The following is a 26,114-nucleotide window of genomic DNA, read 5'->3' on the forward strand; positions in this document are numbered from 1 at the left end:
GTCTTTCCTTATGATGCCTGAGACAGTGAACGGTCCGTGTTCTCGGTGCTTTCTGTCGGGTTTAAATTTTCTAACCAGCTTTCCAGCCATGCAGTATTAAAGTCGCCACGTAACACGTTTTCAGACTCACACAGTTTCTGGAACAGAGGCTGAGTGGTTTTTACGCCTTCGACTTCAAGTTCATTTAAGGCTCTCGCCATACGCTGGATGGCCGTGTCACGGTCGGTGTCCCAGACGATTAACTTGCCCAGCAACGAATCGTAATAGGGTGGAATGGCAAAACCTGAATAGATCAGCCCGTCGAACCGAACCCCTGAACCCATCGGCGGGGTAAACTGCTTAATGATGCCGGGGAAGGGCAGAAAGCCATTAAACGGGTCTTCAGCATTGAGACGAATCTCGATGGCATGGCCGCGAATTTCAATATCGTCCTGGTTAAGGCGAAGAGGTTCACCTGATGCAATGCGCAGCATTTCCCGAATCAAATCCACACCCGTAATGCATTCCGTAATCGGGTGCTCCACCTGAATTCGGGTATTCATTTCAATAAAGTAGAACGACTGGCTTTGGTCGTCGTACAGGTATTCAATGGTGCCCGCACCCTGGTAATTCACGCTTTCAGCCAGAGCAACGGCAGACTCACACATGGCTTGGCGAACGCTGTCTGGAAGCACAGTACAAGGCGCTTCTTCCCACACTTTCTGGCGACGACGCTGCAACGAGCATTCACGTTCAAACAGGTGAATGGCACGGTTACCATCCGCCAGAATCTGCACTTCCACATGGCGAGACTGATGAATGAATTTTTCAAGGTATAAGGTGCCGTCACCAAAGGCGGCCTGTGCTTCTGCGGCGGCCTGATGATAGTTTTCCAGAAATTCCGATTCCTGATTGATGACGCGAATACCGCGACCGCCACCCCCTGCGGATGCTTTGATCATCACGGGAAAGCCGATCTCTTTGGCGGTTTTCAGCGCCAGTTGTGGGTTTTGCATCGGAGAACTTCCGGGCACCACAGGCACGCCTGCGGCTTCAGCCGTTTCCCGGGCAACCGCCTTATCCGCCATCTGGCGCATGGTGTCCCCGTCGGGGCCGACAAATATCAACCCGGCTTGTCTCACCTGATCAGAGAAATCCGCATTTTCAGAAAGAAACCCATAGCCGGGATGAATCGCGTCTGCACCAGAATCCAGTGCTGCCTGAATGATCTTACTTCCATCGAGATAAGACTGGTTCGCCATTGGGGCGCCAATGCATACGGAGGTATCTGCAAGCCTGACTGCCAGCGATTCGCTGTCGGCTTCGCTGTAAACCTGAACGGTACGAATCCCCATTTCCTTAGCTGCGCGGATGATCCGCACAGCGATTTCCCCTCGGTTAGCGACGAGTAAGGTTTGAATTGTCATAACAACTCCTTGTGTTCATTCTGCGAGCTATTGATTAGCGTTGGCTACTTGAGCCGGACTATTGGCTGACCCGCGTTCACTGGTTTCTCGTTTTCCAGAAGAAACTCGTCTATCACTCCAGAGACTTCCGCTTTGATCTCGTGGAACGATTTCATCACTTCCACTAAGCCAATGGTGTTTCCCTCTGTTACCGTGTCACCTATCTCTTTGTAGTTCGGTTGATCGGGGGCTGATGAGCGGTAGAAGATGCCCGGCAGTGGGCAGAGAATTTCTTTGTCTGACATGTTTCACTCCTTTGAAAATCAAGAAACATCAAATTCTTTTGATGACTGCGGTAAATGGTGCTTAAGGGCTGCATTGACCGCTTTGGCAATATCCAGTGCGTTAGGGGTATCCGAATGAACACAAACGGTTTGGGCGCTGACTGGGATCTCGTCTCCGTTAGTCGCAATCACCGTGCCTTGCTCTACGGCTTTTAACACCCGCTTTGCTGCTTTGATCGGGTCGGTTGCGTCATGGGTTTGAGTAATCACTAAGTGCCCATGTTGATCATAGTCCAGGTCGGTGAAAAACTCGGGGACGAAAGTAACGCCTTTGCGCTTGTACACTGTCTCATGGCTGGTATTGGTTAGCCCGAATACGGGAACGTCGTAATGCAGTGCGATGTTGGCAATGGTTTCAGCAATTTCCGGATCCGATGCCGCCATGCCGTATAAAATGCCGTGAGGCTTAAGGTGGTTCAGCGGCATACCCAGCATATCCAGGAAGCCTTTTAACGCCCCAATCTGATAGACGATCATGTTGTGCAGTTCTGGCTGAGAAAGGTGCATTTTTCTGCGTCCAAAGCCTTGTAAATCGGGCAATGAGAAATGCGCGCCCACTTTTACATCGTATTGTTTTGCGAGCTCCACAGTACGCTTCATGTGGTTAGGGTCGGAGGCATGGAAACCGCAAGCTACGTTGGCTTCGGTGATGTAAGGCATGAGCGCTTCATCGTCACCTAATTTGTAGATGCCGAAGCCTTCCCCCATGTCGCTATTTATGTTGATCATAGAAATACCTGCTTATGAAATTTTGATTCCAGACGAATGCCATAGTTTTCTTTTTTAACGATGCGCGGAGCCTACTGAGCCCCGAGGCTCGCTCGCATTCGAATACGAATTTGGTCGATGATGACGGCGAAGATCAGCAGTGCCCCAATCACCACGGTTTGGAGATAAGATTCCACTCGGGTGAGGTTCATCCCGTTCTGAACGAGGCTGATGAAAATGGCACCGAGCACCACGTGTTCAACTCGGCCCACACCACCGCGCAGACTCACCCCTGCAATCACGCATGCGGCAATAGACTGGAGTGGCATGGCTGCGCCGATGTTGGCTTCGCCAGTATCCAGACGGGCGGTAATCAGCATGCCTGCCACCGCAGCGAAAAATGCGCAGAGCAAGTACGCCAGAATCAGCGTTTTATGGGTGTGAATTCCAGAGAGCTGCGCGGCGTGAATATTTCCGCCCACGGCGTAGAAGTAGCGCCCCAGACGAGTCCGGTTAACGATGACTAAGGCAGCTATCATCATCAGAATCGCAGCAAGAATTGGGGTTGGAATACCAAGAATACTGCCAAACCCGAAGGTGTCGCCAAATTCCATCGGCATACCGTAAACGGGGGAACCGCCCGTCATGTACAGAGCCGCTCCGAATCCTACAGAGGAAATGCCAAGGGTCATGACGAATGGAGACACATTGAAATGCGCGACACCCACACCGTTTACCAAGCCCACGAGCAATCCCACACCTACACCCGCTAACAAGCCAAGGGCAATGGCGAGGTATATTGCGTCGGGCATGGCGGCATACACGCTTGCCATGGTGGTTGCACCCACTACAGACGATAGTGCGATGATGGTGCCGACAGAAAGGTCAAACCCCGCAGTAAGCAACACAAACATCTGCCCGATGGCTACCATGATGAGGTAAGAAGACTGGCGCAAAAGGTTAAGGAGATTGCGCGAAGTCAGAAAGTTATCCGACGTGCTGGCAAAAATAACGATGGCAGCAATCATCAAAATAGGCAGCACACCAAGTTTTACAAAGAGTCGTTTCATCTGGTTCATTACATTGCTTCTGGATGGGTTAGACACTGGTTTTTCAGTGGAGGAATCCATTTTTATTGGCTTAGTGTTCATGGAGAAGCTCCTCATTCTGAGACGGCATAGATTCAAAAAAGTGGGAGAGGGCATTAGGTTCGGTGATCTCGTCGCCTTGTAGGTGCGCTTCGATTTTTCCTTCCCGCATGATGTAAAGACGGTGAGAGAGATGAACCACTTCCGGTAAATCGGAAGAGATGATCACCACTGCTGCGCCTTGTTCGCAAAGGCTGGCAATAAATCGATAGATTTCAGCACGCGTGCCAACGTCCACTCCAACCGTGGGTTCATCGAATACATACAGAGACACGTCTCGGGTCAGGCATTTTGCAAGCAATACCTTTTGCTGGTTCCCGCCACTGAACTGCCCGACATCGCGCTCGGTTTTGTTTGGGTACAGTTTGAGCTTGGTGGCTAGGTGTTCGGTCTGCGCTTGTTCATGAGCAATGGACAGTGCGCCTGTACTGCTTGAGTATTGCGGGGTTCGGATCGCAGCCAGACTCATGTTTTCACGGCAGCTACGAATCATCACCAAACCTTCAGCTTTGCGATCTCTGGAGTTATAGAAAAAACCGCGATCTAACATGGCACGAGTACTCAGATTGGTGACGTTTTCGCCCTGAAAAACCACGAAGCCCGAAGAGACAGGTTCCAGACCAAAGCAGGCGCGCAGTGCCTCCGATTTGCCACAACCGACTAACCCTGCAAACCCAACGACTTCACCTGCTCGTGCATGGAATGAAAGGGTGTTCAGATTGCCGTCTCGGGTGCTCATCTCGCGAACTTCAAGAACGGTTTCTTTGGGCGAGAACGGAATGTCTGGATAGATTTGATCCACAACGCGCCCCGTCATCATGGTGATGAGCTCTTGCTCTTCAACCTCTTCACACGCTTTGGTGCCGATATAGCGGCCATCACGCAACACGGTAATTCTGTCTGCAATCTGGCGAATTTCAGCCATGCGATGGGAAATGTAGATGATGCCCACACCCTGCTGTTTGATTTGGGCAATCAGGTCAAACAGTTGTTCGGTTTCTTTGTTGGTCAACGAAGCGGTCGGTTCATCCAGAATCAATACAGAAAGCTCGCCGCGCAACGCTTTAGCAATTTCCACCATCTGCTTTTCAGCGCGGGAAAGTTCACCCACTAACACATCGGGATCAAGGTTAAAACCCATTCGCTCCAGAAGGCTTTTCGCTTTCTGTTGTAAAGAGCTGGTATCCAGAAAACCGGATTTCAAAGGCTCTTCCCCCAGAAAAAGATTCTGAGCGATGGATAGGGTATCTACGAGTGAAAACTCTTGAAACACTGCACTGATGCCGTTGCTTCTTGCGTCGAATACACTCTTAAAGTTCACTGGCTGATTGCGAAACCGTATCTCTCCTTTTGTGGCGCGATTTGCACCAGAGATAATGGAAATCAGCGTTGATTTTCCTGCCCCGTTTTCACCAAACAACACATGTACTTCGCCTGCTTCCAGAGTGAAATCCACATCGTCCAGTGCTTTTACACCGGGATACTGTTTGTGTATCCCGTGTAAAGAAAGGATGGGTGAGGTTGAACTCATCATCATTGTGGTTTCACCGAAAACGTAGGTTTAAAGTTTGCTGGTGCTAATGAGCTGTCGCGGTCGAAGTGGTCAATGATGGAGGCATCGATGACGTACAACTGAGGACCGACGTGCTTGGTGTAAGGTTTGCCTTCCAGAATTCGAACCGCCTGATCAATGGCAACCCTTCCCTGAATCACCGCAGAATCGGTCGGTGCCGCGAGGATCAGCTTCCTTTTAATGCCCTGATAAACGCCGGGTGTGAAGTAGTAAGAAAGCACCTTGATTTGATTCGTTAGTCCGCGGGCTCTTAACAGGCTGGTGGCGGCTTCTGCGGTAACCGCCGTTCCGACGATGTATTCCAGATCCGGATGCGCTTCTAAGGTGTCTTCCACCAGTTTGAGCTGAACTTCTTTACCGGTATCGCCGTATTTGGTTTCGACCACTTCGATGTTGGAGCCTTCAATTGCCGACTGAAAACCTTTGTTGCCCGCTTCTACCCAGCCCGCGCCGGGAGGACCGGGGAACCAGCCCACTTTGACTTTCTTATTGTCGTGCTTGTGAACATCGGCTAGGTACTTACCGATTTTCGAGCCCATTTCGCCAAAGGACACCAGCGATTTAGCCGAAAGATCAGGAGAGGACATGCCGTTGACGATATCAATCACTGGAATGCCCGACTTGGCGATGTTCTTAACCAGATTGTTTAGCCCTTCATAAGAGATGGCACCGATGATGACGGCATCTGCACCCGAGGCAACGCAGTCTTCAATCTGTGAAATCTGGTTATTAAGGTTGGTGTAGCCGCCAGCTTCAACAAGCTGCATTCCGACACCAGTTCGCTTGGCTTCGGCGACCACACCATAGTTAACGGCTGTCCAGTAGGCGTCTTTTAAATGAGGGAAAGAAACACAGATATCCCAAGGCTTTTGCGCCTTAGCGACGGGTTTGTAATCCATCACTTTTCTGTCGCTGGACATATCGAAGGGGGTTGTCCATACGTCTACCGTGTATGACCAGTCTTTTGCATGAGAGGTTGGGCTACTGGCGACAGCAAAAATCGCCGTCAGCGTAAGCCATGCCGCGTGAGAGGTGTTTCGTTTCATCGTTCTTCTCCCTGTTGTTCGAACGTGTTGTCAACGACCACCAGCCGAAACATATCCATGTTGGCTGTTGTTTGAGTTGGGTATTGTTTGAGTTGTTAATAACAGGTTAAAATTGCAGCGCTGATATGTAAAATATGGAATTCAGTCTAGTGTTATTAGAAAAACAGATAACGCAGAGAGATGTGATTTGCTTACATGAAATTAAGTTATCTGTATGAGATTTAATGATTAAAACGTCTGGGCAGGGGTAGGTAAGGTTAAGCCGTTCGCTATTGATATCAGTTTTATTAATGCAAGAGTTAAGGAAAACAGAAATGCAGCCAACCATGAAACAGATCCGCTACTTTATTGCGACCGCCGATTCCGGTCAGGTGTCTCAGGCAGCCAATGCAATGCACGTTTCTCAGTCTGCCATTACCACTGCCATCAAATCGCTGGAAGAGATGCTAAATGTGAATCTGTTTGTGCGTCAGCCGCACGGAATGATGCTGACGTATGAAGGCAACCAGTTCTATCAGCACGCGACTCATATCGTGAAAGAGATTGAAGAGGCGATGTTGCTCTCTCATCGCAACTCTAATCAGGTACAGGGTGTGATTCGCCTCGCCATGTCTTATACGGTGGCAGGGTATTTTGTGCCACCTTACTTAACCCGTTTTCAACGCAGTTACCCCAAAGTGGACGTCAAGCTGGTGGAAGCGACACGGAGTGAAATTGAAGAAGGGGTGGTCTCTGGCGATTACGATCTGGCTTTTATGCTGACCTCGAACCTTATCAATCAGGAAGACATCAGCTTTCAAACGTTGTTAAGCTCGCCCCGTCGTTTGTGGGTCAGTTCCAGCCACCCATTGCTGGAAAATAAACTGGCGACTTTTCACGATGTCGCTCAATACCCTTACATCATGCTCACCGTCGATGAAGCGAGTAATACCGCTCAACGCTACTGGAACCAGACTCCCTACCAGCCAAACACCATTTTTCGCACGTCCTCAGTGGAATCGGTGCGCAGTCTGGTGGCCAATGACTATGGTGTCACGATTCTTTCCGACATGGTCTATCGCCCTTGGTCTCTAGAAGGAAGAAGGGTAGAAGTGCGACCACTGGCCGATCACGTGCCGGATATGGAAGTCGGGTTAGTGTGGTCTAGAAAAAGAGAACGCAGCACTGCGGTGGCTGCGTTCTGTGAGTTTATGGAAATGTCGGTGTCACCGAATCAGGATTTGATGAATCGGTACTAACTTTACCTGTGTATTCCTGGTTTGTTTCTTTTTATCCACCATTTTATGGGTGGTGAGTCGCGATCCATTGGTTTGATAAACTTTTCCAATTCGTGCTGGCTGTCTACCACTGCGCTAGGGGCATAAGGTTTGCCATCACGAGTAAATTTTTTCCTTACACTCTCTTGATGACTTGTTAGAACCTTGAATCGGGCGAAAGACTCGTAGGGTTGGAAACCTATTACGGTATTACACCCAAATGCGTGCCGCGAGTGAGACTCTGCATAGATTGGTGAATGAACTGTAATGAAGAATGTTACGCCATCCAACTCGATTTTAGAGCGCTCGTCATTGAAGTTAAGCGTTTCTATAGACTTGTTTTCGATGGCGACAAAGAGGCCATTCATCAAGTGATAGAAAAAATCAACCAATTGGTCGATATGAGTATGATCGTGGCGAAAGCACATAAAAAGTATGTCGACATCTTTCTGTCGCTGATTTTGCAGAAAGGACTTCATTGCTGTGTTTGCTTCAGCCAGGCTTATCTCTTTGGTGCCATTCTCTTCGACGTAAAACAGATTGGCTCTTTTAGAGTAAGGGCAAGAGGTTTTGTTTTGCAGTTGAACGAGATCATCCGAAGCAGGTAATTGCGAAAGCGTGCGGATCATATAGTCACCCGTGATTATCAGACAAATGACGCCAATTAATGGTTAAGCATTCCTTGGTGTTGGCACATTCTTCAAATGTATCGAATGCCACATGTTCTACCGAATCCAAAGATGGATTAACATGAATGCCTTTCCAGCCGCATTGCAAAGCCGGGGATATATCTTTTTCGAATGAATCTCCAACAAATAACGCGCTGTAAGGATCAATGTTTTCAATTGACTCTAATGCTTGTATCAGTTTGGGGTTAGGTTTTCTCATTGCAATTTCGTCGTCGCCACTGGCGTATACGAAATCAAAAGCATCTTTAAACCCAAACTGATCAAGAATGGCATGTTGGCAAGCTGATGGACCGTTGGTCAGTATTCCAACACGACATTGATATTTTTCTCGTAATTTTTGAGGTAATTCTTTTACCCCAGAGTAAAGCGATTGCGATAGTGCCCACCTTGCGTTCAGTTCATGGAATTTTTTCTCGGCATCAGTGACAGACAATTCAGGAAAGCAGTGTTCTACGGCTTCTAGCCCAGTGCACGCACCATCGAAGGTGATTTTATTTAACCACTCGGTTCTCACCGATGCCATTGACACATTGAAGGTCTTTTCAAAGACCTGTTCAAAGCTAACGGTTGGGTAACATAACGTCATATCCATATCAAATACGATGGTTTTAAACATAGTGAGTACCTAAGTAAACATGATGTGATTTTTAAACATTTGAAAGTCAGCTTCTATGTGAGATTTTTCTTTTGAGCTGACCAAGTAGAAGGCAGCGTTCTGGCTGACGGATTCAGACACATTTAATTCGTCTCCAACATTCACATTGTTATAGAAAAATTCGACGTCAGACTGAAAAGTTGGTGTGTCTATTTTAGTCACGCAGGTTAATTTAGGGCTGGGAACCATGAAGAAGGTACAATATTTTTCACGCTTTCCAACACTGCGCGGCTTGTATCCGTTAAGCATTTGAATCTTCATGGCTTCCTGAGCGAAATCGACACCGTGGGCGATTCGATGCAATGGGACTAGTCCACCTCCTGGTGGTCGCCCTGCTATCTCTAGAAATATAATGTCTTCGCCATCGATGAATAGCTCTAAGTGAATAACATGGTTCCCAGATAAGTGGGACAACAAAGCTTCGTTGTACTGTGTGAGCTTGTTATAAAGTGGGGATGCCTCAGTCAGTTCCAGCGAACTGATCACTTTGCCGTTTTTGTATTCGTAGCATGGGAAAGAGTATTCAAAAGGTTTGGAGTAAATTATTTTTCCGCCTTCAATGATGGAATCAATATGATAAAGGGTTCCATCAATGTATTTTTCAGCTTCAAACATGCCAGAGCAGTCAATATCACATTCTATAAACTCTGCTTCGTTGTGAACTAAATAGGTTTTTCTCGCGCCATGCCCGTCAATGGGTTTAACAATAAAAGTGTCGGTATCCAACAGTCGGGATAGGTCTTGATAGCTTGTTGAGTGAGATATCACCGCATGCTTGGGGACGGCGAACCCCCAATTTTCGACTTTTTGTTTCATCACCACTTTGTCCCGAAAGAAAACAGAGGTTTCTAGACCGGGACCATAGGTACATAAGTTCAAATGCTCTCTTAACTGACCTGCCAATACAAAGTACTTTTCTTCAGTACAGACAACGGCAATCTCAGAACAGTCAGAAACGTATTTTTCTAACTCATCGATAATGTATTCAAAAGTTAACTCCGAGTCTTTTTTGATAATCGTCACATTTGAGGCGATATCACTATTATCGGGTAAGCGACCTGTTTGGTCATAGAAACACAAAATTTTGTCGTTTAGCGAAGTGACTTGGTGATACGCGTAATAGCGGTATCGATCTTGGTTCAATACAACAATCAGTTTTTTAGAATTCATAATGAAAACTTTCCGAAATAGACCGAGCTTGGTTAATTAGATCATCAATATCTGCCTTGTTGGCATCATCAAAAATAGTCACAATGTGTCCACCAAAGCGGCAGTAACGTGAGGGGTGAACAGATTCTACCGTGTCTCCAATATCGAATGAGGGGTAAGGTGTTATGGTTCGCTGATATGCCGAGTTTGATGGTGGGTGGAAACGAACTCCCCTGACGATACCTTGTTGACATGAAATACCCGCGACAGCAGCAGCACGCTGAGTTTGGTGAATGCCCAACGGTACTTTTTCACCAAGAAGACGACGTGTGTGATGACGAAAAATATCCACTAGCGTTGTGGCTCTTGTCAGTTCCCAAATTGATAACCCACCAGTTCTTAGATGCCCTTCCAATAAGTAGAGCTCGCTTTTATCCGTTAAAATAAACTCGGTGTGTGTTGGACCAAGTGGGTACCCGATATCAGAATAGAAACGGTTCAATAGGTTTTCGAGTCGATCTTTTATCGCATTGGGGATGAATTTAAGCAAAGACTCCGATTGGACATGAACCGTTTCCACATAGTTAGGTGGAGCGGGGGGGTGTTTGCCTGTTAAGGCGACAATGGTATGCCCATTTTGATCCATAAACCCTTCAACGCTAAACTCGTAACCTTCTACGTACTTTTCGATAATGTAGGGCTCGATTTCCAGCTCAACAGTTGCGATGATGTGGTTAATGTCGTCCTTGTTGCTGACAACATGCACATCTCTTCCTCCGACACCGCCAGCAGGTTTGAGCACTGACTTCCCATGTTTTTCAATAAATTTTTCTAGCTCGCGCTCATTAGTGTATTGCTTAAATTCAGTGCTGACATCTCCAATATTATTGGCAATTTGGCGGGTTTTTAACTTATCCCGAATGAGTTCAGATGTGCGAATGTCAGGTCCCGGAATGCTGAGTTTTTTGGCGATACGTGCGCATATAGGTATGGACAACTCGTAGTGACTGAGAGTGGCGCTAAAAGGTGAAGCAGCATGTTCATAAAGCGCAATACTCTCGCAACATTTCCGATCGGTAATGTTTGTAAAGTAGGTTTTCACCTGCATGCAAGGAACCATCTCTTTATGACGCCCCCTTGGCAGTAACACAACAATGTCGTAACCACCTTGTACAAGAGAATGGATTTGATCAAAGTAACCACCAATCACTAAAATTCGATGAGTCATAGTGCCTTCTCTTCGCTGTAAGTTATCGCCAATTGTCTCAATAGTACCCATGAGAGAACAAGTGTTATCACAATGGTCATGGCGATCATGATTGGTGAGGTTACGTCATGGAATACGAGCATTAACGGAGCAATCGAGCTGGCTAACCTGAACATGACACTATTAACGGCTGAATATGCCCCTTTCTTATCAGAAGGCAGTAACCTTGAAAATAGGTCGTTTCTGCCAGACTTAAAAAATAACTCTCCAATTGACAGGCAAGTTACACAAAACAGCATTTGAATTATGTTTGTCGAGAGGAAAAGACCGCCGAAGCCGATTACCTGAAGTACCCCCCCCAAATTGATCTCAATTTGGGGGCTGATGTTTTTGAGGTAGCGCATTTGTAGAATTCCACCTAGAAGTAGTATCGCCGCGTTTAAAGTGATGAGAAGCCCAAACAAATACAGTGGGTCTAGAGTAAACGAGAAGAGTAACCAATCTCTGTTTGCTTCCACTAAGGTGACAGACAGCAGGCTTATTGCCCCTATTTCAATAATCAATTGCATTGATGAGGCAATGGTATATTTCCTCATGTTTTTGTCTTCTCTTAAGAGATTAAGAGGGATTTTTTTAGGGTGATAGTCACGCAGTGTTAATGGGCGATAGTTTCCAGGATCATTGAGCTGACGAATAACCAGAATGTCTACAATCGATACCGCAAAAAGCCCAAAAAACAACACATCTTGATGCTCCGCAATGAACATGCCCCCTAAGAGGTAACCCGTTAGTACGGTGATGTTCCAAACCCAGTAGTGGAGTCGAAGCACAAACTTTCTGTTTTGGTCTGTGATGTTGTCGTAAATAAGTGCATCACCAGCAGGACGACCGTATGCTGCACCTAGGCTATGAATTGAAAAACCAACAACAAGTAAAGCATAATTCGGGTCTGATCTCATGAATCCTAAAGCGAGGCATAATGCCCCGGCTAACCTTAAGTATTCGCTGTGCATCAACGTGTTCTTTCGACCTTTTTTATCTGCATGAGGACCGCCAATAAGACCAGCGAAAAGTGCAAAAATTCCGCTAATAACCAGCCAAAACCCAGCTTGTGAAGCTCCAAGCCCCACGGCCAGAATCGCAGCAAAAAAGGGTTTGATTAAATTTCCTGCCAGTCCACCAGTAAAAAGCTGAAAAAGTCTTAGCTTCAATGTTGAATTCAAATCATTCATAACGATGTTTCTAGCCTAGTTTTCCAGTGCTGATTCGCTTCTGCTCGTTGATAGATATTGATGATTTGGTTCTCCTTTGTCAGTAAGAAAACTGAAATTAAAGGTTGCGACCACTGATGTTCTAACGAGGCGGTATATGCACCACAGTTGCCGATAAGAACTTGCTCTGATATTGCCAGTGGTTTGGATAAGCTGATGTCGTCAACAATCGTATTTACGGGGCTGAGTATTCCGTCTGAAAGAGTGGCTTTTTCTTCAATCTTGAGAGGCAACTTAGTCTCGTTTTTCTGACCAAATTCCCAATCTTGAATGAGCTGATATCGTTTACTGTCTGTGGGAACTAATAAATTTGTGCCGACGTTAACAAAATAGTGGTGGAGGTGCGTTCTGGATCGTCGCCCAGTGATGGTTGATAAACAGATACCACAACTATTAACCAATGCCCGACCTGGTTCAAATATAAGTGTCTGACTTGGCAATATTGTAGTAAATTCATCGCAAATCTGCGTCACCACCTCTTTTGTGTTAAAGCTTTCCATGGATTCTAATCCACCGCCCAAGTCGCAAAGCTTCACTTCCAATTGGTGAGACTCTTTCAACGAGCGGATCAGCTTCGCCATCATGTGAATCATTTTTTTGTATTCCAACGACTGAGCTTGGTGAATCAATTGATGGCAATGAATGCCTTCAACAGAAACGTGATCCGACTGGGTGAGTACATCTAGACAGCGGTACATCTCACTGCTGTATGCTATTACTCCAAGTTTGCTATTGATGCCATTGTATTTAATGGAAGAATCAAGACTAGGAAAAGAAATTCGCAATAAAATGTTGTAGCGTGAACCCTTTGTAGGTGGTTGAAACTGGCAGACGGCAATAGCATCAAACAACGAATTAACAACCAGTAAATCCTTTGATGTGTCCAATCGTTTGAGTACATCAGAACATGGAACCAACCCCGAGTAGATAATGGGATACTGATCTCGGAATAGGTGTTGTACATGCTTAAGTTCAGTTAGCGACATAACTTCAAACCCAGATATTCCCGAATTTGCCATAAGACGCAGGAGCGCGGGCTCATAAGATGCTTTTACAGGGAAAAACACCTGGCCTTTGGCAAGGGCAGAGATTGGACCGACTATTGCTTTACACTGATCCAACAGGATACGTTCGCTATACACAAGACAAGGACTTTGCTCTTTTAACAACTGTCGAATTTGTTGACACTCTTTAGCATGTTTTTTATACATTTTTTTCTCTAATTCACGCAGCGACAAAGCTCATTATTCAAACGTTCGAGCAGTACCTGTTTGTTCTGTTCAAAATCATCTGCCCAATCAGTAGCATTCTGATGATGAAAATCCTTTCTCATTGCTCCTAGGATCATGTGTTCAAGCCAGACGAGTTCATAAAACTGACAAAAAACATCACAATTAAACGCCTCTGGCGTTGAAATAGAGTTGGAATAACGGATATAGCCGCGAATGAGCGAGATAGTGGCGCTCATGTTCAAAGCCGGGTTTTGGGTGTGGTGTAAGTGGCTGCTGTTATTTTGATAGACCAATTGAAGAAAAGTCTGGCAGAAACTCGCAATATCGTAATAAGCAGAACCTGTTGCCATGTTATCAAAGTCTATGAACACGCATTGCTGTGATTTGGTTACGATGACGTTGGAAGGAGAAATATCGCCATGAATGGTATGGGTTCGTAAATCTAAACCTTCAAGTTGAAGTATTAAGTCAAAGAGGCGCTTCACTAAAGCAGCTGAAACTCCACAATTTAGAGCAGAACGACCGAATTGCTTTAACTCCATAAACAAAGAACCACTGCTATTATCTGGCTCACTGATCGTCGCCATACGGTTGTGAAACAATGCTAGATCTCGGCTAACGATGTCACCATATTCTTTTGCATCCCAAGGGTGAATGCCATCAACTTTGTCTAGCAAAATATACCGTTGGTCTGACTGGTGAAAATGCAGCCTGCCATTTAACCCAGTTCGAGTAGAAACTAAAAGCCCGCCGTGGAGATCGACTTGTGCCGATAACCAAGCCGAATATTCGGCATTGTTGTCGGTCAAGTACTGTGGTCTCTCTTTGAGGATAAAACTTTGTTTATTCTCTCGGTCAGAAAGCTCAACTTTGTTGGATGTACGTGTCATTGCGAGCGTACTGGGTAACTTCTGATTGATAAACAGGTCCAAGCCATAAAATTGACGCAGTTGTTGTAGAAAGCACTGGTCACTAACATCAACCTTTCCATCCGCCAAATGCATACTAATTTCCTGATTGATAATCTAAATAAGTTTTACTGGCTGACGGACCAGTTGAGCCTTGATATTTACCGTCATACAATTCGATTTCGCCTTCAGGAACCCAAAACGTCACCTGACCAATCAGCATGTTTGGGAAAATTCGAACAGGCAAGGTCGCGTACATTTGAAATGTAATTTTACCTTTAGAGCCGATGTCAATAAGATCCGCCGTTACATGCACAAACAACCCTGCACGCGCGATACCTGACTTTGCATGAATTATGGGCACAAAATGATCGCTCCCCACTACTTCACACGATTCACATAGAATGAAGTCCCCTCGATTCAGCACTAGCCCCTCACTAGGTATTGACAGTATCTCATGCTCAGCGCTTACTTTCGGGTCAATGATCTCTTCAGTGTACCTGATGTATTTTTCACCCAAAGCGAGGTCGTAGGAGTTTGATGTGACACGTTCACTAAAATATGGTGAAACAGTGATGGCTCCAGTCGACACTTGATGATGTATTTCTCTTCCTGTAAGAATCACTTGTATCCCTCTGTAGGTAGGTTATGGGCAGCGAAGTTCTTACCGAAACAATGAATTTCTCCCGAGTTATTCCAGAAAGAAATCTGCCCAATGATCATGCCTGCATACAATCGAATGGGCATCGCTGCAACCAGCTCTAGCGTCCATTGATGGCAGGAGGTGGTGTGACCAAGGTCGGCGCTCACCTGCAAAAACAGCCCATATCGACCAAGTGAACTGCGACCAATAAGCCGCATGGCATAGAAGTCACTACCCAGTGTTTCTTGTGTATGCCCAAGATACATCTTATGAGGTTCTAAAATAATGCCGTCTCTAGGTATAGATAGGGTCTCAAACTGATGAGTATTTTCGTTGTATTTTTTTATTACCGAACCGAGCCTGTAATTGTAGCTATTGGGGTTTATCTGGTTTTCTACAAAGGGTTCAATGGTAATTCTTCCTGAATTCCTTTGTTTCCTTATCTCTGTTCCAGTTAATATCATTGAGCTATCCCAATTTTTAAAAAAGCTCTACATATCGAGAAGGATATTCTTCACTTTCATAACCTAGAACAAGAACAGAATACTTTTGATATTCCCTTAAAATGTTAGACATGACACGAATACTCATGAGCCTATCGAAACAAGCCTCTTCGACTTCAATATTGCTACTACTACTATTATTTTTAAATCTATCTATAGTGGAACGACAATAATGCTCTAACTCAGACTCCGATTCCTGAATAATGTCGAGTCTATCCTCATATTCTACTCTTAGACCTTCATAAATATTCATGACATCTTTATATCGAACATTAGTTGGCGTAATTCCAAATACGCTTTCTGCTTCAATTATTAAAGATTCTGGTACATCTTTCATTGTATAAAATGGGCTGGCAAGCACCTTTCCCTGTTGATCAAAGGCATTAAGTGAATGAAGAAGCATCTTTTTAGGAGAAGGAAAAAACTGCAAAGCGGCACCAAAAATAACATGAGTAAAACCACCACTTAGCATATGATTTGTCGCATCGGAATGTTCAAAGCGGACACGGTGGGCAAGCCCCATTTTCTGCGCGTTTAGATTTGCCGTATTGACCGATTGACTCGAAATATCGATACCTAGACCTGTAGATCCCGTTTTTTTACAAATATTTAATGTTGAAAACCCTGTTGTACTTGCAAATTCAATTAACCGACTACTTTCAGATATATCAGAATTAACAATCCAACGAGTTAAAGTGGAATGTGAACCAGGGGGAACGTTAGTTTGATTTACAAAAGCAATAAAGTCGGTATATGACAGCGAAAATACATCACCTCTCGTCATTATTTTTTTCATAACAACATCCTTGTTTTTTGTTTATTTTATTTGTTAGTTGATGGTTATTTAACAAAATTGAAACAAAACTTATCAGCGGAAAATAAGCGTGTCAAACAGTCTTATTGATAATTAAGTTTAAAACGGTATAAATATCAAATGTGTGATCTTGTGCCTGATCGCAAATGATGGGTTAGTAGAATTAGTATCAAATAAGAGACGGTGTTAATGGCACTCAAGTATCGATTTAAAACATATGAAGTGGAAACGCAGCACTGCGGTGGCTGCGTTCTGTGAGTTTATGGAAATGTCGGTGTCACCGAATCAGGATCTGATGAATCGGTACTAGCGCTATTTTTATTGCGTTAACACATCTGTCTTTGCAATCCGCTCATGTCTAACAAGCGGGTGGCAATTTCCTCTACCGAGAGAGAAGTGGTATTCAGATAAGGAATCGCTTCACGGCGGAATAGGGCTTCTACGGTATTGAGCTCTTTCTGGCACTGATCCTGACTGGCGTATTCACTGTTTGCCATTCTTCCTTCACGAATGGCGTGTAAACGTTCTGGTTCAATGGTCAGCCCGAAAGTTTTGTAGCGAAATGGCTCGATGGCGCTCGGCAGTTTTAATCTTCCCATGTCTTCTTCAATGAAGGGATAATTCACGGCGCGAATTCCGAATTGCATGGCCAGATACAGGCTGGTCGGGGTCTTTCCGCAACGTGAAACACCCAGCAAAATGATGTCTGCCTGATCCAGATTATTCAATGAAATACCGTCATCATGTGCCAGTGTGTACTCAATTGCAGCGATCCTGTCCATGTAGCTGTGCACGTCTTTTTTGATGCTATGAGAGCGTTGCAGTTTGGGCTTAGGTTGCAGCCCCAGGTCTTTACTTAGCGGTTCAACCAGTGCATTAAGCACGTCGTACAGCTGGGCGTTCGATTGTTCAATAACCTGCTTGACTTCGGGCACTACGATGGAAAAAAACACCAATGGCTTGTTGCCAGTTTCTTCATATGCTTTATCTATCAGTGCTTTAACGTCATTTGCGCGCTCTACATTCTCGACAAATGGCAGAGTTGTCTGTCTGGTTTCGATTGAAAATTGCCCTAAAACCGCGTGTCCCATGGTCTCCGAGGTGATGGCGGTACCGTCTGAAACATAAAACACGTCACGAAAACTAGTTTTGCACTGCATAAAAAGTTGAATCCTTAAAATATTTTTGTAGTGTGAGTTTCATAATAAAAATATATGTTTATTTACATTACAGGGGATCGATACCCGTAAATGTGACGCTGCCGGAAAAATTTTTTAAATCCCAAGCCAATCGTTTGCGCTGATTCAAGCCCCACTAAAACCCTACAGATCCAATAACAAGGAGATTATCCCATGCAACAAAATGTTGTTTGGTATGACGCTTTATCAATGAATGACGTTGATAAAGTTGGTGGTAAAAACGCTTCACTCGGTGAAATGGTGGCAAACCTTGCCAACGCTGGTGTGAAAGTCCCTAACGGTTATGCCACCACCTCTTTTGCGTTTAATCAGTTTCTCGAATCCGGTGGGCTGAACGAACGTATTTATGCCCTGCTGGAAACACTCGACGTTGATGATGTGCAAGCACTGAAATCAACGGGAGAGACCATTCGAAACTGGGTGCTGGAGCATCCATTTACTGAAGAACTGGAAGCTGACATCCGCCGCTGTTACGCGGAATTAGGCGAAGGTGACGAGATGCTTTCTGTGGCTGTTCGCTCTTCCGCGACGGCTGAAGATTTGCCAGATGCGTCCTTTGCGGGTCAGCAAGAAACTTTCCTAAACGTACGTGGTATCGATGCGGTGATTGAAGCCGTAAAACACGTATTTGCTTCCTTATTTAATGACCGTGCGATTTCTTACCGTGTCCACCAAGGCTTCGACCACAAAGGTGTGGCGTTGTCTGCGGGCATTCAGCGCATGGTTCGTTCCGACAAAGCGTCGTCAGGCGTGATGTTTACTCTGGACACCGAATCTGGCTTCGACCAGGTTGTCTTCATCACTTCCTCCTGGGGATTGGGTGAGATGGTGGTTCAGGGGAGTGTAAACCCCGATGAGTTTTACGTTCATAAACCTAGCCTTCAGGCGGGTCACCACTCTGTGGTTCGCCGTACATTGGGTTCAAAACTTATCAAAATGGTTTACGCCGAGGGTTCGGAACTGGGTACTCAGGTTGAAACCATTGATACCTCAGCCGAAGAGCGCAGTTCATTCTCTTTGAACGATGAAGAAATTCAGGCGCTGGCGCAGCAAGCCTTAATCATCGAAAAACACTATGGTCGTCCAATGGACATCGAGTGGGCGAAAGATGGTGTAACTGGTGCGCTGCTTATTGTTCAGGCGCGCCCAGAAACCGTTCGCTCTCGTGACGACAAAAACGTCATGGAGCGCTTCCATCTGAACCAACAATCTGAAGCCTTAATTGAAGGTCGAGCGATTGGTCAACGCATCGGTTCTGGTGTGGTTCGTGTAGTGGAATCACTGGATGAAATGGATCAGGTTCAGGAAGGCGATGTACTGGTTGCGGACATGACAGACCCAGATTGGGAACCTGTGATGAAGAAAGCTGCCGCTATCGTCACCAACCGTGGCGGTCGAACCTGTCACGCGGCGATCATTGCCCGCGAACTTGGTATTCCTGCGGTCGTAGGTTGTGGTAACGCAACTGAGCGCCTAAACAATGGCGCACAAGTGACCGTGTCCTGTGCACAGGGTGAAACCGGTTATGTTTACGAAGGTGAACTGGACTTCGAAATTCGCCGTTCCTCGGTCGACGATTTACCGGAACTGCCACTTAAAGTCATGATGAACGTGGGCAACCCGGATCGTGCCTTTGATTTTGCCACTATCCCGAATGAAGGTGTGGGGCTGGCGCGACTAGAGTTCATCATCAACAAGATGATTGGTATCCACCCGAAAGCCCTTCTGAATTACGACGATCAGCCGTCTGAAATCAAAGCAGAGATTGATCAACGTATCGCAGGTTACGAGAATCCGGTTGAGTTCTACATCGAGAAGCTAACCGAGGGTATTTCAACGCTAGCCGCAGCCTTCTGGCCGAAGCGTGTGATCGTTCGTATGTCGGATTTCAAATCGAACGAATACCGTAATCTGGTGGGTGGTGTGCGTTACGAGCCAACTGAAGAAAACCCAATGCTGGGCTTCCGTGGTGCATCTCGTTATATCTCTGAGCAATTCCAGGACTGTTTTGCACTGGAATGTGAAGCCATGAAGCGCGTGCGCGGCAAAATGGGTCTGAAAAATGTAGAAATCATGATTCCATTCGTCCGTACAGTAAGCGAAGCGGCGTCGGTGATAGATTTGCTGGCGAAGCACGATTTGCGTCGTGGTGACCAGGGTCTGAAAGTGATCATGATGTGTGAATTACCATCTAATGCAGTATTGGCAGAAAGCTTCTTGAAATACTTTGATGGTTTCTCCATTGGCTCCAACGATATGACTCAGCTGACGCTTGGTTTGGATCGCGATTCCGGTGAAATTGCACACCTGTTTGATGAGCGTAACGAAGCGGTGAAAGCCATGCTTTCCATGGCGATTCAGGCAGCCAACAAAGCGGGTAAATACGTCGGCATTTGTGGTCAGGGACCTTCCGACCACGACGATCTCGCACAATGGTTAATGGAGCAAGGCATAGACTCTGTTTCGCTTAACCCAGATACCGTTTTGGAAACCTGGTTGCACCTCGGTAAGTAACCTTATGATCTAAAAGAAAATCCCTTAGCTGTATAGTTGGGGGATTTTTGTTTTACCTACAAAATATCAATTCATATAGAAAATACGCATTAGTATGCGTACCCCGCATTGCTCTCTGATTCATATCCAGATAACCAATCTTGTGATCGCTATTCAATATCCCGCCATTTTCAATATTGATCGGTTAAAAATCGATCAAGTGTATGCAGTGTATACACAGTATTCAGAAAAGCATCAATTTAAAAGAGAGAATCCAATGCGAAATCACCGTTATGACTATTTGACGGCGTCCGAGCAAGCGTATCGGGTGATAAGAGACATGATTCTCGAAATGGAGCTATTGCCCCACCAGCCATTATCGGAGCAAATGCTGGCAGATAAGCTGGAAATGAGCCGAACGCCGGTTCGTGAGGCGGTAGCGAGACTAACAACGGAAAGGCTAATTGATAACGCATCCCGGCGTCAGCTTATGGTGGCACCTATCCGTGTCGCCTTATTTGAAACGGCTTACTACGTCAGAAGAACGTTAGAAGCTGATTTGGCGCAACTGGCGGCAAAAAACACCATTAGCGAACTGGATCAGCTCAGTCTGGAGACGTGTTTAAATGAGCAGGAAATTGCGGCAAGAAACAACAATTCGGAAATGTTTTACAACTCAGACGAGCGTATGCATCAGCTTATTTGTGAATGCGCCGGTAAACCCATGGTGTGGGGCATCATCTTAGATTCAAAGTTTCACATGGACCGAATTCGTAAGCTGATTTTGAAAAATAGAACGACTGTTTTGACCGAATTGATTGATGAGCACCGGCAGATAGTCCATGCGGTTTTGGTCGGTAATGCGCCAGCAGCGAAGGATGCGATGCTTGCCCATATTGCTCATGTTTTCCCGGATTTGGATGTGATTCAAAAGCAGTTTCCAGAGTATTTCGCCCACTAGCCCACTAGCCCACTAGCCCATTAGACATCATCAAGGAAGAGGAGTCGGTAATGAACGGAAATAGCGCAAAGGCTGTGTTAGTCACGGGCGGTTCTCGCGGGATCGGACGTGCCATGGTGGATCGCTTTTTATCCGCAGGCTACAAGGTGGCATTCTTCACCAATGATGAACAGTCTCGTGAATCCACGATTGCAGACCATAATCACAATGAAAATCTGATGGGTATCACCCTTGATGTCAGCAACGCTGACGCAGTGAAAGCGGGCGTGGAGAAAGCGGTTTCTGCTTTTGGACGTTTGGATGTGGTGATCAACTCCGCAGGCATTCAGCGGTACGGTGATGTGGTGGATACCAGTGTCGAACTTTGGAACGAAGTCATTGGTGTCAATCTAAACGGCGTTTTTCATACCTGCAAATACGCCATCCCTGAAATCAGAAAACAGGGGAAAGGTGCCATCATCAATATCGCTTCAGTTCAGTCATACGCTTCTCAAACTGGTGTGGCAGCCTATGCCGCATCCAAAGGCGCGATTCTTCAGCTTACCCGCTCTATGGCGCTGGACTGCGCAGCGGATCAAATCACAGTCAACGCACTGTGTCCTGCCTCTGTGAATACACCCATGTTGCATTGGGCTGCCGACCTCTGGAAAGGGGACAAAACACAAGAAGCGGTATTGGATTCGTGGGCAAAAGCTCATCCGTTAGGACGAGTAGCGGAACCGAGTGAGCTTGCCGAACTGGCACTGTTTATCGCAGAAGGTAAATGCGCCTTTATGACAGGGGCTGACATTCGCGTTGATGGCGGCGTGATGAGCCAGGTCCCCATCATATTGCCGGAATAACAAGGATGAAATGACCATGACTAAGGACTATCGCAGCGAAGCCTTCTTAACCTCGCACATTCAGAGCCTCATCGATTTTTATCACCCTGAATGTATCGACAGGAAACGAGGAGGCTACATCAACCAATTCAAAGATGACGGCACCATTTTCGACGCCGATACCAAGCATCTGGTGGGTACCTGTCGGTTCGCATTCAACTATTCGCTGGCGTATCTGATTACCGGAAAACAGGAATATCAGGACGCTGCTGAACACGGGGTTCGTTTTTTGCTGGAGCACCATAAGCAACAAGATGGTGGATACGCTTGGGTGCTGAATGGGCTGGATGTAGAGGATGGCACCCGCCATTGCTACGGGCATGCGTTTGTCCTGCTTGCCGCCGCAGCTTCCATCAAAGCAGACACGCCCAGTGGCCGAACATTACTCAACGATATTTGGGAAGTGCTTGAAGTGCGTTTCTGGGATAACGATGCGCAGCTTTATGTGGATGAGATTTTAGAAGGTAGCTGGAGCAACGTATCTGCATACCGGGGTCAGAATGCCAACATGCACATGTGCGAAGCGATGATCTGCGCGTATGAAGCCACTAAAGAGGCTCGCTTTCTGGATAGAGCTTATACATTGGCGAAGCGAGTTTGTGTCGAACTGGCATCAAAAGCCGATGGCTTAGTGTGGGAGCATTATGACCAGAACTGGCAACACGACTGGGAATACAATCTGGACGACCCCAAGCACCTCTTTCGCCCCTGGGGTTACTTGCCCGGACATTTCACCGAGTGGTCCAAGCTATTGCTGATTCTGTCCCGTTATCGCCGCGAAGAGTGGATGATCGAGATCGCCGCTCACCTCTTCAACACTGCTCTGGAGGTGAGTTGGGACCCTAGCACAGACGGCATGAACTACACCTTCTCACCGGACAGGCAAGTGGTCGATACCGACAGATATTACTGGGTGACTGCGGAAACCATTGCCGCGTCCGCCGCTCTGGCGGTTGAAACCGGAGAAGACAAATATTGGGACTGGTACGACACCATGTGGTCGGTGGCAGAAAGACACTTTATTGATCATCAATACGGCGGCTGGTATCGGGTGTTGGATACCGATAACAAGCGCTACGACGACCTGAAAAGCCCACCAAGCAAAACGGACTATCACCCATTATCTGCATGTTTTGAAGTTCTGCAGAGTTTGAAACAACTTTAACCGCGTGAATACAGAATCTGACTATGGCGCTCCTCAAAAGGGAGCGGCACGGAGTTGTCATATCTGAAGAAACGTAAATCTGTTCAAAAGGACGAGGAATAGAGTCATGTTTAACTGTAAAAAACTCACGGTACTGAGTGCCTTGCTTAGTACGACCCTGTTGGGATTCGCTTCCCCCAGTATTGCAGCCGAGAAGGAAAAAACGCTGCGATTCACTTACCTGACCCAAACGGGTATCGATAACACCTTCTGGCAAACCATTAAACGTGGGATGGACGATGCGTGTGAAACGCTGAAAGCGGACTGCCAACTGCTGTTTACGCAGGAAAACGGCAACCTCCAAATGCACCTACAGAACTTTGAAACCGTGGTGAACCAAGGGGTAGATGGCATTGTTACCGTGGTGGTGGATGACAATCTTTACGACGAAGCGATTCAGAGAGCGGTCGATAAAGGTATTCCAGTGATTGTGTCCAATGTGGATGACACCCAAGGTGAATTAGGCAGCGCAAGGCTGGCGTTTGTTGGTCAGGATCTCTTCCAGGCAGGTTACGAAGTCGCTAAGGGTTTAGCGGAACAATTTGATCGCAGCAAACCCGCACACGTGTTGCTTGGTCTCGCCAGACCGGGGGAAAGCTGGGCAGAAGACCGTATTGGTGGTGCGAAAAAGTACCTCAAAGAACTCAATGATCAAAACCCAGACTGGAAAGTGACCTTCGACGTGATCGACTCGGGCAACGATCTGTCGATAACTGGTTCGCGTATCTGTCAGTACGTTCAGGGGCACCCAGAAACCAGTGCGGTGATTGGTGCTGGATTCTGGTTCGCAGGGGCTGGGGAATGTCTGCGCGATCTGGGCAAAAAGCCAGATGAAATACTGATGGGTGGTTTCGACCTTGTGCCAATCCTTATCGATGAAATGAAGAAAGGCTACGTTCACCTAACGGTTGATCAGCAACCCTATCTGCAAGGTTATCTGCCGATTCTACAGCTCCACCTAATCAACAAATTTGGCTTGAGCGCGTGGGATGTCAACACAGGTAAAGCTCTGATCACCAAGAAAGATGTACCCACGCTTGAGAAGTACATTGATCAGGGAGTTCGCTAAGCATGGAACAAGAATTAAGGGGCGATTCCGCCCCTATTCAAAAGGAATCCAGAATGAACGTGCGAAGACAAGTCAAAGACCTGCTTTCAAGACCTGAAGTCAGTGCCTTTCTCATGCTGCTGATTATGCTGGCGTTGTTCTCTGCCTCGAATCCGTATTTTCTGACGCTGAACAATTTCATGATCATCTTGCAGCCGATACCGGAAATTACCCTGATAGCAATTGGCGTCACCATATTGATGGTATCGGGCGAGTTCGATTTATCTGTCGGTTCCGTGTTTGCTTTTTCGCCCATGATCATGGTGCTGCTGCTTGCTGCGGGCATTCCTGTCGGGCTGGCTATCGTGGTCGCACTCATTGGTGCAGCAGCCGTCGGGCTTTGTAACTCGTTTATCACTCTGAAAATCGGTTTGCCCTCATTTATCACCACGCTAGGCATGCTGTTTATGATCCGCAGCCTGACGATCGTGATGTCCGGTGGGTTTCCGCCTCCGTTTCCAAGAGATATGGATACCTCATGGCTAGTTGGACGAATCGACTTGCTGAGAGCATCGATTTTCTATCTGGTGGCTTTTGCCATCGTGCTTGCCATGTGGCTGAGAAGAACCGACTTCGGAAGCTGGATTTACGCCACAGGAGGCAACACTCAGGCTGCACATGATATGGGTATCAATACCGCTTTGGTAAAGACAACCGCCTTTGTGCTGTGTTCTGTGCTGGCAGGCTTTGCAGGCATCATTCAGTGCTTTCGTATCAAAGCCATCATTCCAACCATGGGAACCGGATTTGAACTTCACGCTATTGCTGCCGCGGTGATTGGCGGTGCAGCTTTGACAGGGGGCGTGGGCACGGTAATGGGAGCCATCATAGGTGCGCTGCTTATCGCGTTTATTGAAAACATCATCATCATCAACCGAATCGATGCCAACTGGTTCAAGTTTGCGGTCGGCGCAATGATTGTGTTCTCGGTAGCACTCAATACTTACACCCGCCGTGCGGCGGACAAAATGAAAGTGTAGGAGGGAAGCATGAACGAATCTCCATTGCTGGAATGCAGAAATATTTCCAAATCCTACTCAGGTGTTGAAGCGCTGAAAAATGTGAACTTCTCGGCGGCGAGGGGGGAAGTCATTGGGTTGATTGGCGACAACGGCGCAGGCAAATCCACCCTTATCAAAATATTGTCGGGCGTTCACTCACAGAGCAGCGGCGAGATACTCATGGATAATGAACCTGTTCAGATTCGAAACCCACGGCACGCGATGGGTTTAGGGATCGAAACCATTTACCAATACACCGCCATGGTTCCTGAAATGTCGATTGTGAGGAACATGTTCATCGGGCGGGAAATGAGAAGTAAAGGTCCTAGGGGTTTTGGCTGGCTCAGTGAAGCCAAAATGGCAGAAGAAGCCGTAAGAGCAATCAAAGATGTGGGGTTGGATCTGGAATATCCGCACCGACCGATAAAAGAGCTGTCTGGCGGGCAACGCCAAGGGGTCGCCATTGCTCGCGCCATCTACTTTCGCTCGCGAATTCTGATTCTCGATGAACCCACAAACCACCTGTCCGTTAAAGAGACAGACAAGGTGCTGGAATACATCGAGATGCTGAAAAATCAGGGCGTAACCTGCATTTTCATTAGCCACAATTTACACCACGTCTATCAGGTATCCGATCGAATTGTGGCAATGGCTCGGGGTGAGAAAACCGCCGATTTAGCCATTGAAGATACGTCTGTCGATCACATGGTTAGGTTGATCAGTTAAAGGGAGAGAA

Annotated in this window: 25 protein-coding genes; 8 read left to right on the forward strand and 17 right to left on the reverse strand. The window is 46.6% G+C overall.

What is annotated here, in order from left to right; translation table 11 throughout:
- Nucleotides 1-8: 8 nt before the first annotated feature.
- The 6 genes from INR79_RS22445 to torT all read right to left on the reverse strand — a co-directional run bounded on the left by INR79_RS22445 (nucleotide 9) and on the right by torT (nucleotide 6,204).
- Entirely contained in the window at nucleotides 9-1,406 is a 1,398-nt protein-coding gene (locus tag INR79_RS22445) for an acetyl-CoA carboxylase biotin carboxylase subunit (protein WP_223100067.1), read from the reverse strand.
- A 44-nt stretch (nucleotides 1,407-1,450) separates the two neighbouring features.
- Nucleotides 1,451-1,690, reverse strand: coding sequence for an acetyl-CoA carboxylase (locus INR79_RS22450; RefSeq protein WP_223100069.1), 240 nt, complete (start codon nucleotides 1,688-1,690; stop codon nucleotides 1,451-1,453).
- An 18-nt stretch (nucleotides 1,691-1,708) separates the two neighbouring features.
- A complete protein-coding gene (pxpA, locus tag INR79_RS22455) occupies nucleotides 1,709-2,458 on the reverse strand; it encodes a 5-oxoprolinase subunit PxpA (protein ID WP_022561144.1) in 750 nt (249 codons plus the stop codon).
- A 71-nt stretch (nucleotides 2,459-2,529) separates the two neighbouring features.
- Nucleotides 2,530-3,588, reverse strand: coding sequence for an ABC transporter permease (locus INR79_RS22460; RefSeq protein ID WP_223100072.1), 1,059 nt, complete (start codon nucleotides 3,586-3,588; stop codon nucleotides 2,530-2,532).
- The gene (locus INR79_RS22465) at nucleotides 3,578-5,122 is read right to left on the reverse strand and encodes a sugar ABC transporter ATP-binding protein (RefSeq protein ID WP_262415468.1); all 1,545 of its coding nucleotides are present in this window, start codon (nucleotides 5,120-5,122) and stop codon (nucleotides 3,578-3,580) included. The genes INR79_RS22460 and INR79_RS22465 overlap by 11 nt, the downstream gene beginning before the upstream one ends.
- Nucleotides 5,119-6,204 carry a TMAO reductase system periplasmic protein TorT gene (torT, locus tag INR79_RS22470; protein ID WP_022589327.1) on the reverse strand — a complete coding sequence of 362 codons (1,086 nt, stop codon included), beginning with the start codon at nucleotides 6,202-6,204 and terminating at the stop codon, nucleotides 5,119-5,121. Before torT ends, INR79_RS22465 begins: the two co-directional genes overlap by 4 nt.
- Before the next feature lie 314 nt (nucleotides 6,205-6,518).
- On the opposite strand from torT, the gene INR79_RS22475 reads away from it, so the two are divergent.
- Nucleotides 6,519-7,442 (forward strand): LysR family transcriptional regulator, encoded by a 924-nt coding sequence (locus tag INR79_RS22475; RefSeq protein WP_223100074.1) that lies wholly within the window; start codon nucleotides 6,519-6,521, stop codon nucleotides 7,440-7,442.
- 2 nt (nucleotides 7,443-7,444) lie between these two features.
- On the opposite strand, the gene INR79_RS22480 is transcribed toward INR79_RS22475, so the two are convergent.
- The 11 genes from INR79_RS22480 to INR79_RS22530 form a co-directional block, all read right to left on the reverse strand.
- Nucleotides 7,445-8,089, reverse strand: a complete 645-nt coding sequence (locus INR79_RS22480) for a YqcI/YcgG family protein (RefSeq protein WP_022610641.1) — start codon at nucleotides 8,087-8,089, stop codon at nucleotides 7,445-7,447.
- 4 nt (nucleotides 8,090-8,093) lie between these two features.
- On the reverse strand, nucleotides 8,094-8,765 hold the full coding sequence (locus INR79_RS22485; RefSeq protein WP_022610640.1) for an HAD family hydrolase: 672 nt from the start codon (nucleotides 8,763-8,765) through the stop codon (nucleotides 8,094-8,096).
- Nucleotides 8,766-8,774: 9 nt separating this feature from the next.
- On the reverse strand, nucleotides 8,775-9,974 hold the full coding sequence (locus INR79_RS22490) for an acetyl-CoA carboxylase biotin carboxylase subunit family protein (protein ID WP_022610639.1): 1,200 nt from the start codon (nucleotides 9,972-9,974) through the stop codon (nucleotides 8,775-8,777).
- Nucleotides 9,964-11,181, reverse strand: a complete 1,218-nt coding sequence (locus INR79_RS22495) for an acetyl-CoA carboxylase biotin carboxylase subunit family protein (protein ID WP_223100076.1) — start codon at nucleotides 11,179-11,181, stop codon at nucleotides 9,964-9,966. Before INR79_RS22495 ends, INR79_RS22490 begins: the two co-directional genes overlap by 11 nt.
- Nucleotides 11,178-12,392: an MFS transporter gene (locus INR79_RS22500; RefSeq protein WP_223100078.1), complete on the reverse strand. Its 1,215-nt coding sequence runs from the start codon at nucleotides 12,390-12,392 to the stop codon at nucleotides 11,178-11,180. Before INR79_RS22500 ends, INR79_RS22495 begins: the two co-directional genes overlap by 4 nt.
- Complete coding sequence (locus tag INR79_RS22505; protein WP_022610635.1) at nucleotides 12,389-13,642, reverse strand: hypothetical protein; 1,254 nt, start codon at nucleotides 13,640-13,642, stop codon at nucleotides 12,389-12,391. Before INR79_RS22505 ends, INR79_RS22500 begins: the two co-directional genes overlap by 4 nt.
- A gap of 8 nt (nucleotides 13,643-13,650) precedes the next feature.
- Nucleotides 13,651-14,667: an aminoglycoside phosphotransferase family protein gene (locus INR79_RS22510; protein WP_223100080.1), complete on the reverse strand. Its 1,017-nt coding sequence runs from the start codon at nucleotides 14,665-14,667 to the stop codon at nucleotides 13,651-13,653.
- Between the two features lies 1 nt (nucleotide 14,668).
- Nucleotides 14,669-15,196 (reverse strand): dCTP deaminase, encoded by a 528-nt coding sequence (gene dcd / locus INR79_RS22515; RefSeq protein WP_022610633.1) that lies wholly within the window; start codon nucleotides 15,194-15,196, stop codon nucleotides 14,669-14,671.
- A complete protein-coding gene (locus tag INR79_RS22520) occupies nucleotides 15,193-15,678 on the reverse strand; it encodes a dCTP deaminase domain-containing protein (protein WP_022610632.1) in 486 nt (161 codons plus the stop codon). The genes dcd and INR79_RS22520 overlap by 4 nt, the downstream gene beginning before the upstream one ends.
- 16 nt (nucleotides 15,679-15,694) lie before the next feature.
- Complete coding sequence (locus INR79_RS22525; protein WP_223100082.1) at nucleotides 15,695-16,513, reverse strand: SAM-dependent methyltransferase; 819 nt, start codon at nucleotides 16,511-16,513, stop codon at nucleotides 15,695-15,697.
- 344 nt (nucleotides 16,514-16,857) lie between these two features.
- Entirely contained in the window at nucleotides 16,858-17,691 is an 834-nt protein-coding gene (locus INR79_RS22530) for a pyruvate, water dikinase regulatory protein (protein WP_022589329.1), read from the reverse strand.
- Between the two features lie 192 nt (nucleotides 17,692-17,883).
- Between INR79_RS22530 and ppsA the strand changes: the two genes are divergently transcribed.
- From ppsA to INR79_RS22565, 7 genes are all read left to right on the forward strand, one after another.
- A complete protein-coding gene (gene ppsA / locus INR79_RS22535) occupies nucleotides 17,884-20,244 on the forward strand; it encodes a phosphoenolpyruvate synthase (RefSeq protein ID WP_223100084.1) in 2,361 nt (786 codons plus the stop codon).
- A 256-nt stretch (nucleotides 20,245-20,500) separates the two neighbouring features.
- Nucleotides 20,501-21,184 (forward strand): GntR family transcriptional regulator, encoded by a 684-nt coding sequence (locus tag INR79_RS22540; RefSeq protein WP_022561149.1) that lies wholly within the window; start codon nucleotides 20,501-20,503, stop codon nucleotides 21,182-21,184.
- A gap of 50 nt (nucleotides 21,185-21,234) precedes the next feature.
- Nucleotides 21,235-22,026 carry an SDR family NAD(P)-dependent oxidoreductase gene (locus INR79_RS22545; RefSeq protein WP_022598565.1) on the forward strand — a complete coding sequence of 264 codons (792 nt, stop codon included), beginning with the start codon at nucleotides 21,235-21,237 and terminating at the stop codon, nucleotides 22,024-22,026.
- A 10-nt stretch (nucleotides 22,027-22,036) separates the two neighbouring features.
- Nucleotides 22,037-23,230 carry an AGE family epimerase/isomerase gene (locus tag INR79_RS22550; protein WP_223100086.1) on the forward strand — a complete coding sequence of 398 codons (1,194 nt, stop codon included), beginning with the start codon at nucleotides 22,037-22,039 and terminating at the stop codon, nucleotides 23,228-23,230.
- Nucleotides 23,231-23,336: 106 nt separating this feature from the next.
- Entirely contained in the window at nucleotides 23,337-24,338 is a 1,002-nt protein-coding gene (locus tag INR79_RS22555) for a sugar ABC transporter substrate-binding protein (RefSeq protein WP_223100088.1), read from the forward strand.
- A gap of 2 nt (nucleotides 24,339-24,340) precedes the next feature.
- Complete coding sequence (locus tag INR79_RS22560; protein WP_022589334.1) at nucleotides 24,341-25,357, forward strand: ABC transporter permease; 1,017 nt, start codon at nucleotides 24,341-24,343, stop codon at nucleotides 25,355-25,357.
- A gap of 9 nt (nucleotides 25,358-25,366) precedes the next feature.
- Nucleotides 25,367-26,104 (forward strand): ATP-binding cassette domain-containing protein, encoded by a 738-nt coding sequence (locus INR79_RS22565; protein WP_004400143.1) that lies wholly within the window; start codon nucleotides 25,367-25,369, stop codon nucleotides 26,102-26,104.
- The last annotated feature ends 10 nt before the right edge of the window (nucleotides 26,105-26,114 follow it).

This window comes from Vibrio sp. SCSIO 43132, from assembly GCF_019904195.1.
Lineage (GTDB): Bacteria > Pseudomonadota > Gammaproteobacteria > Enterobacterales > Vibrionaceae > Vibrio > Vibrio nigripulchritudo.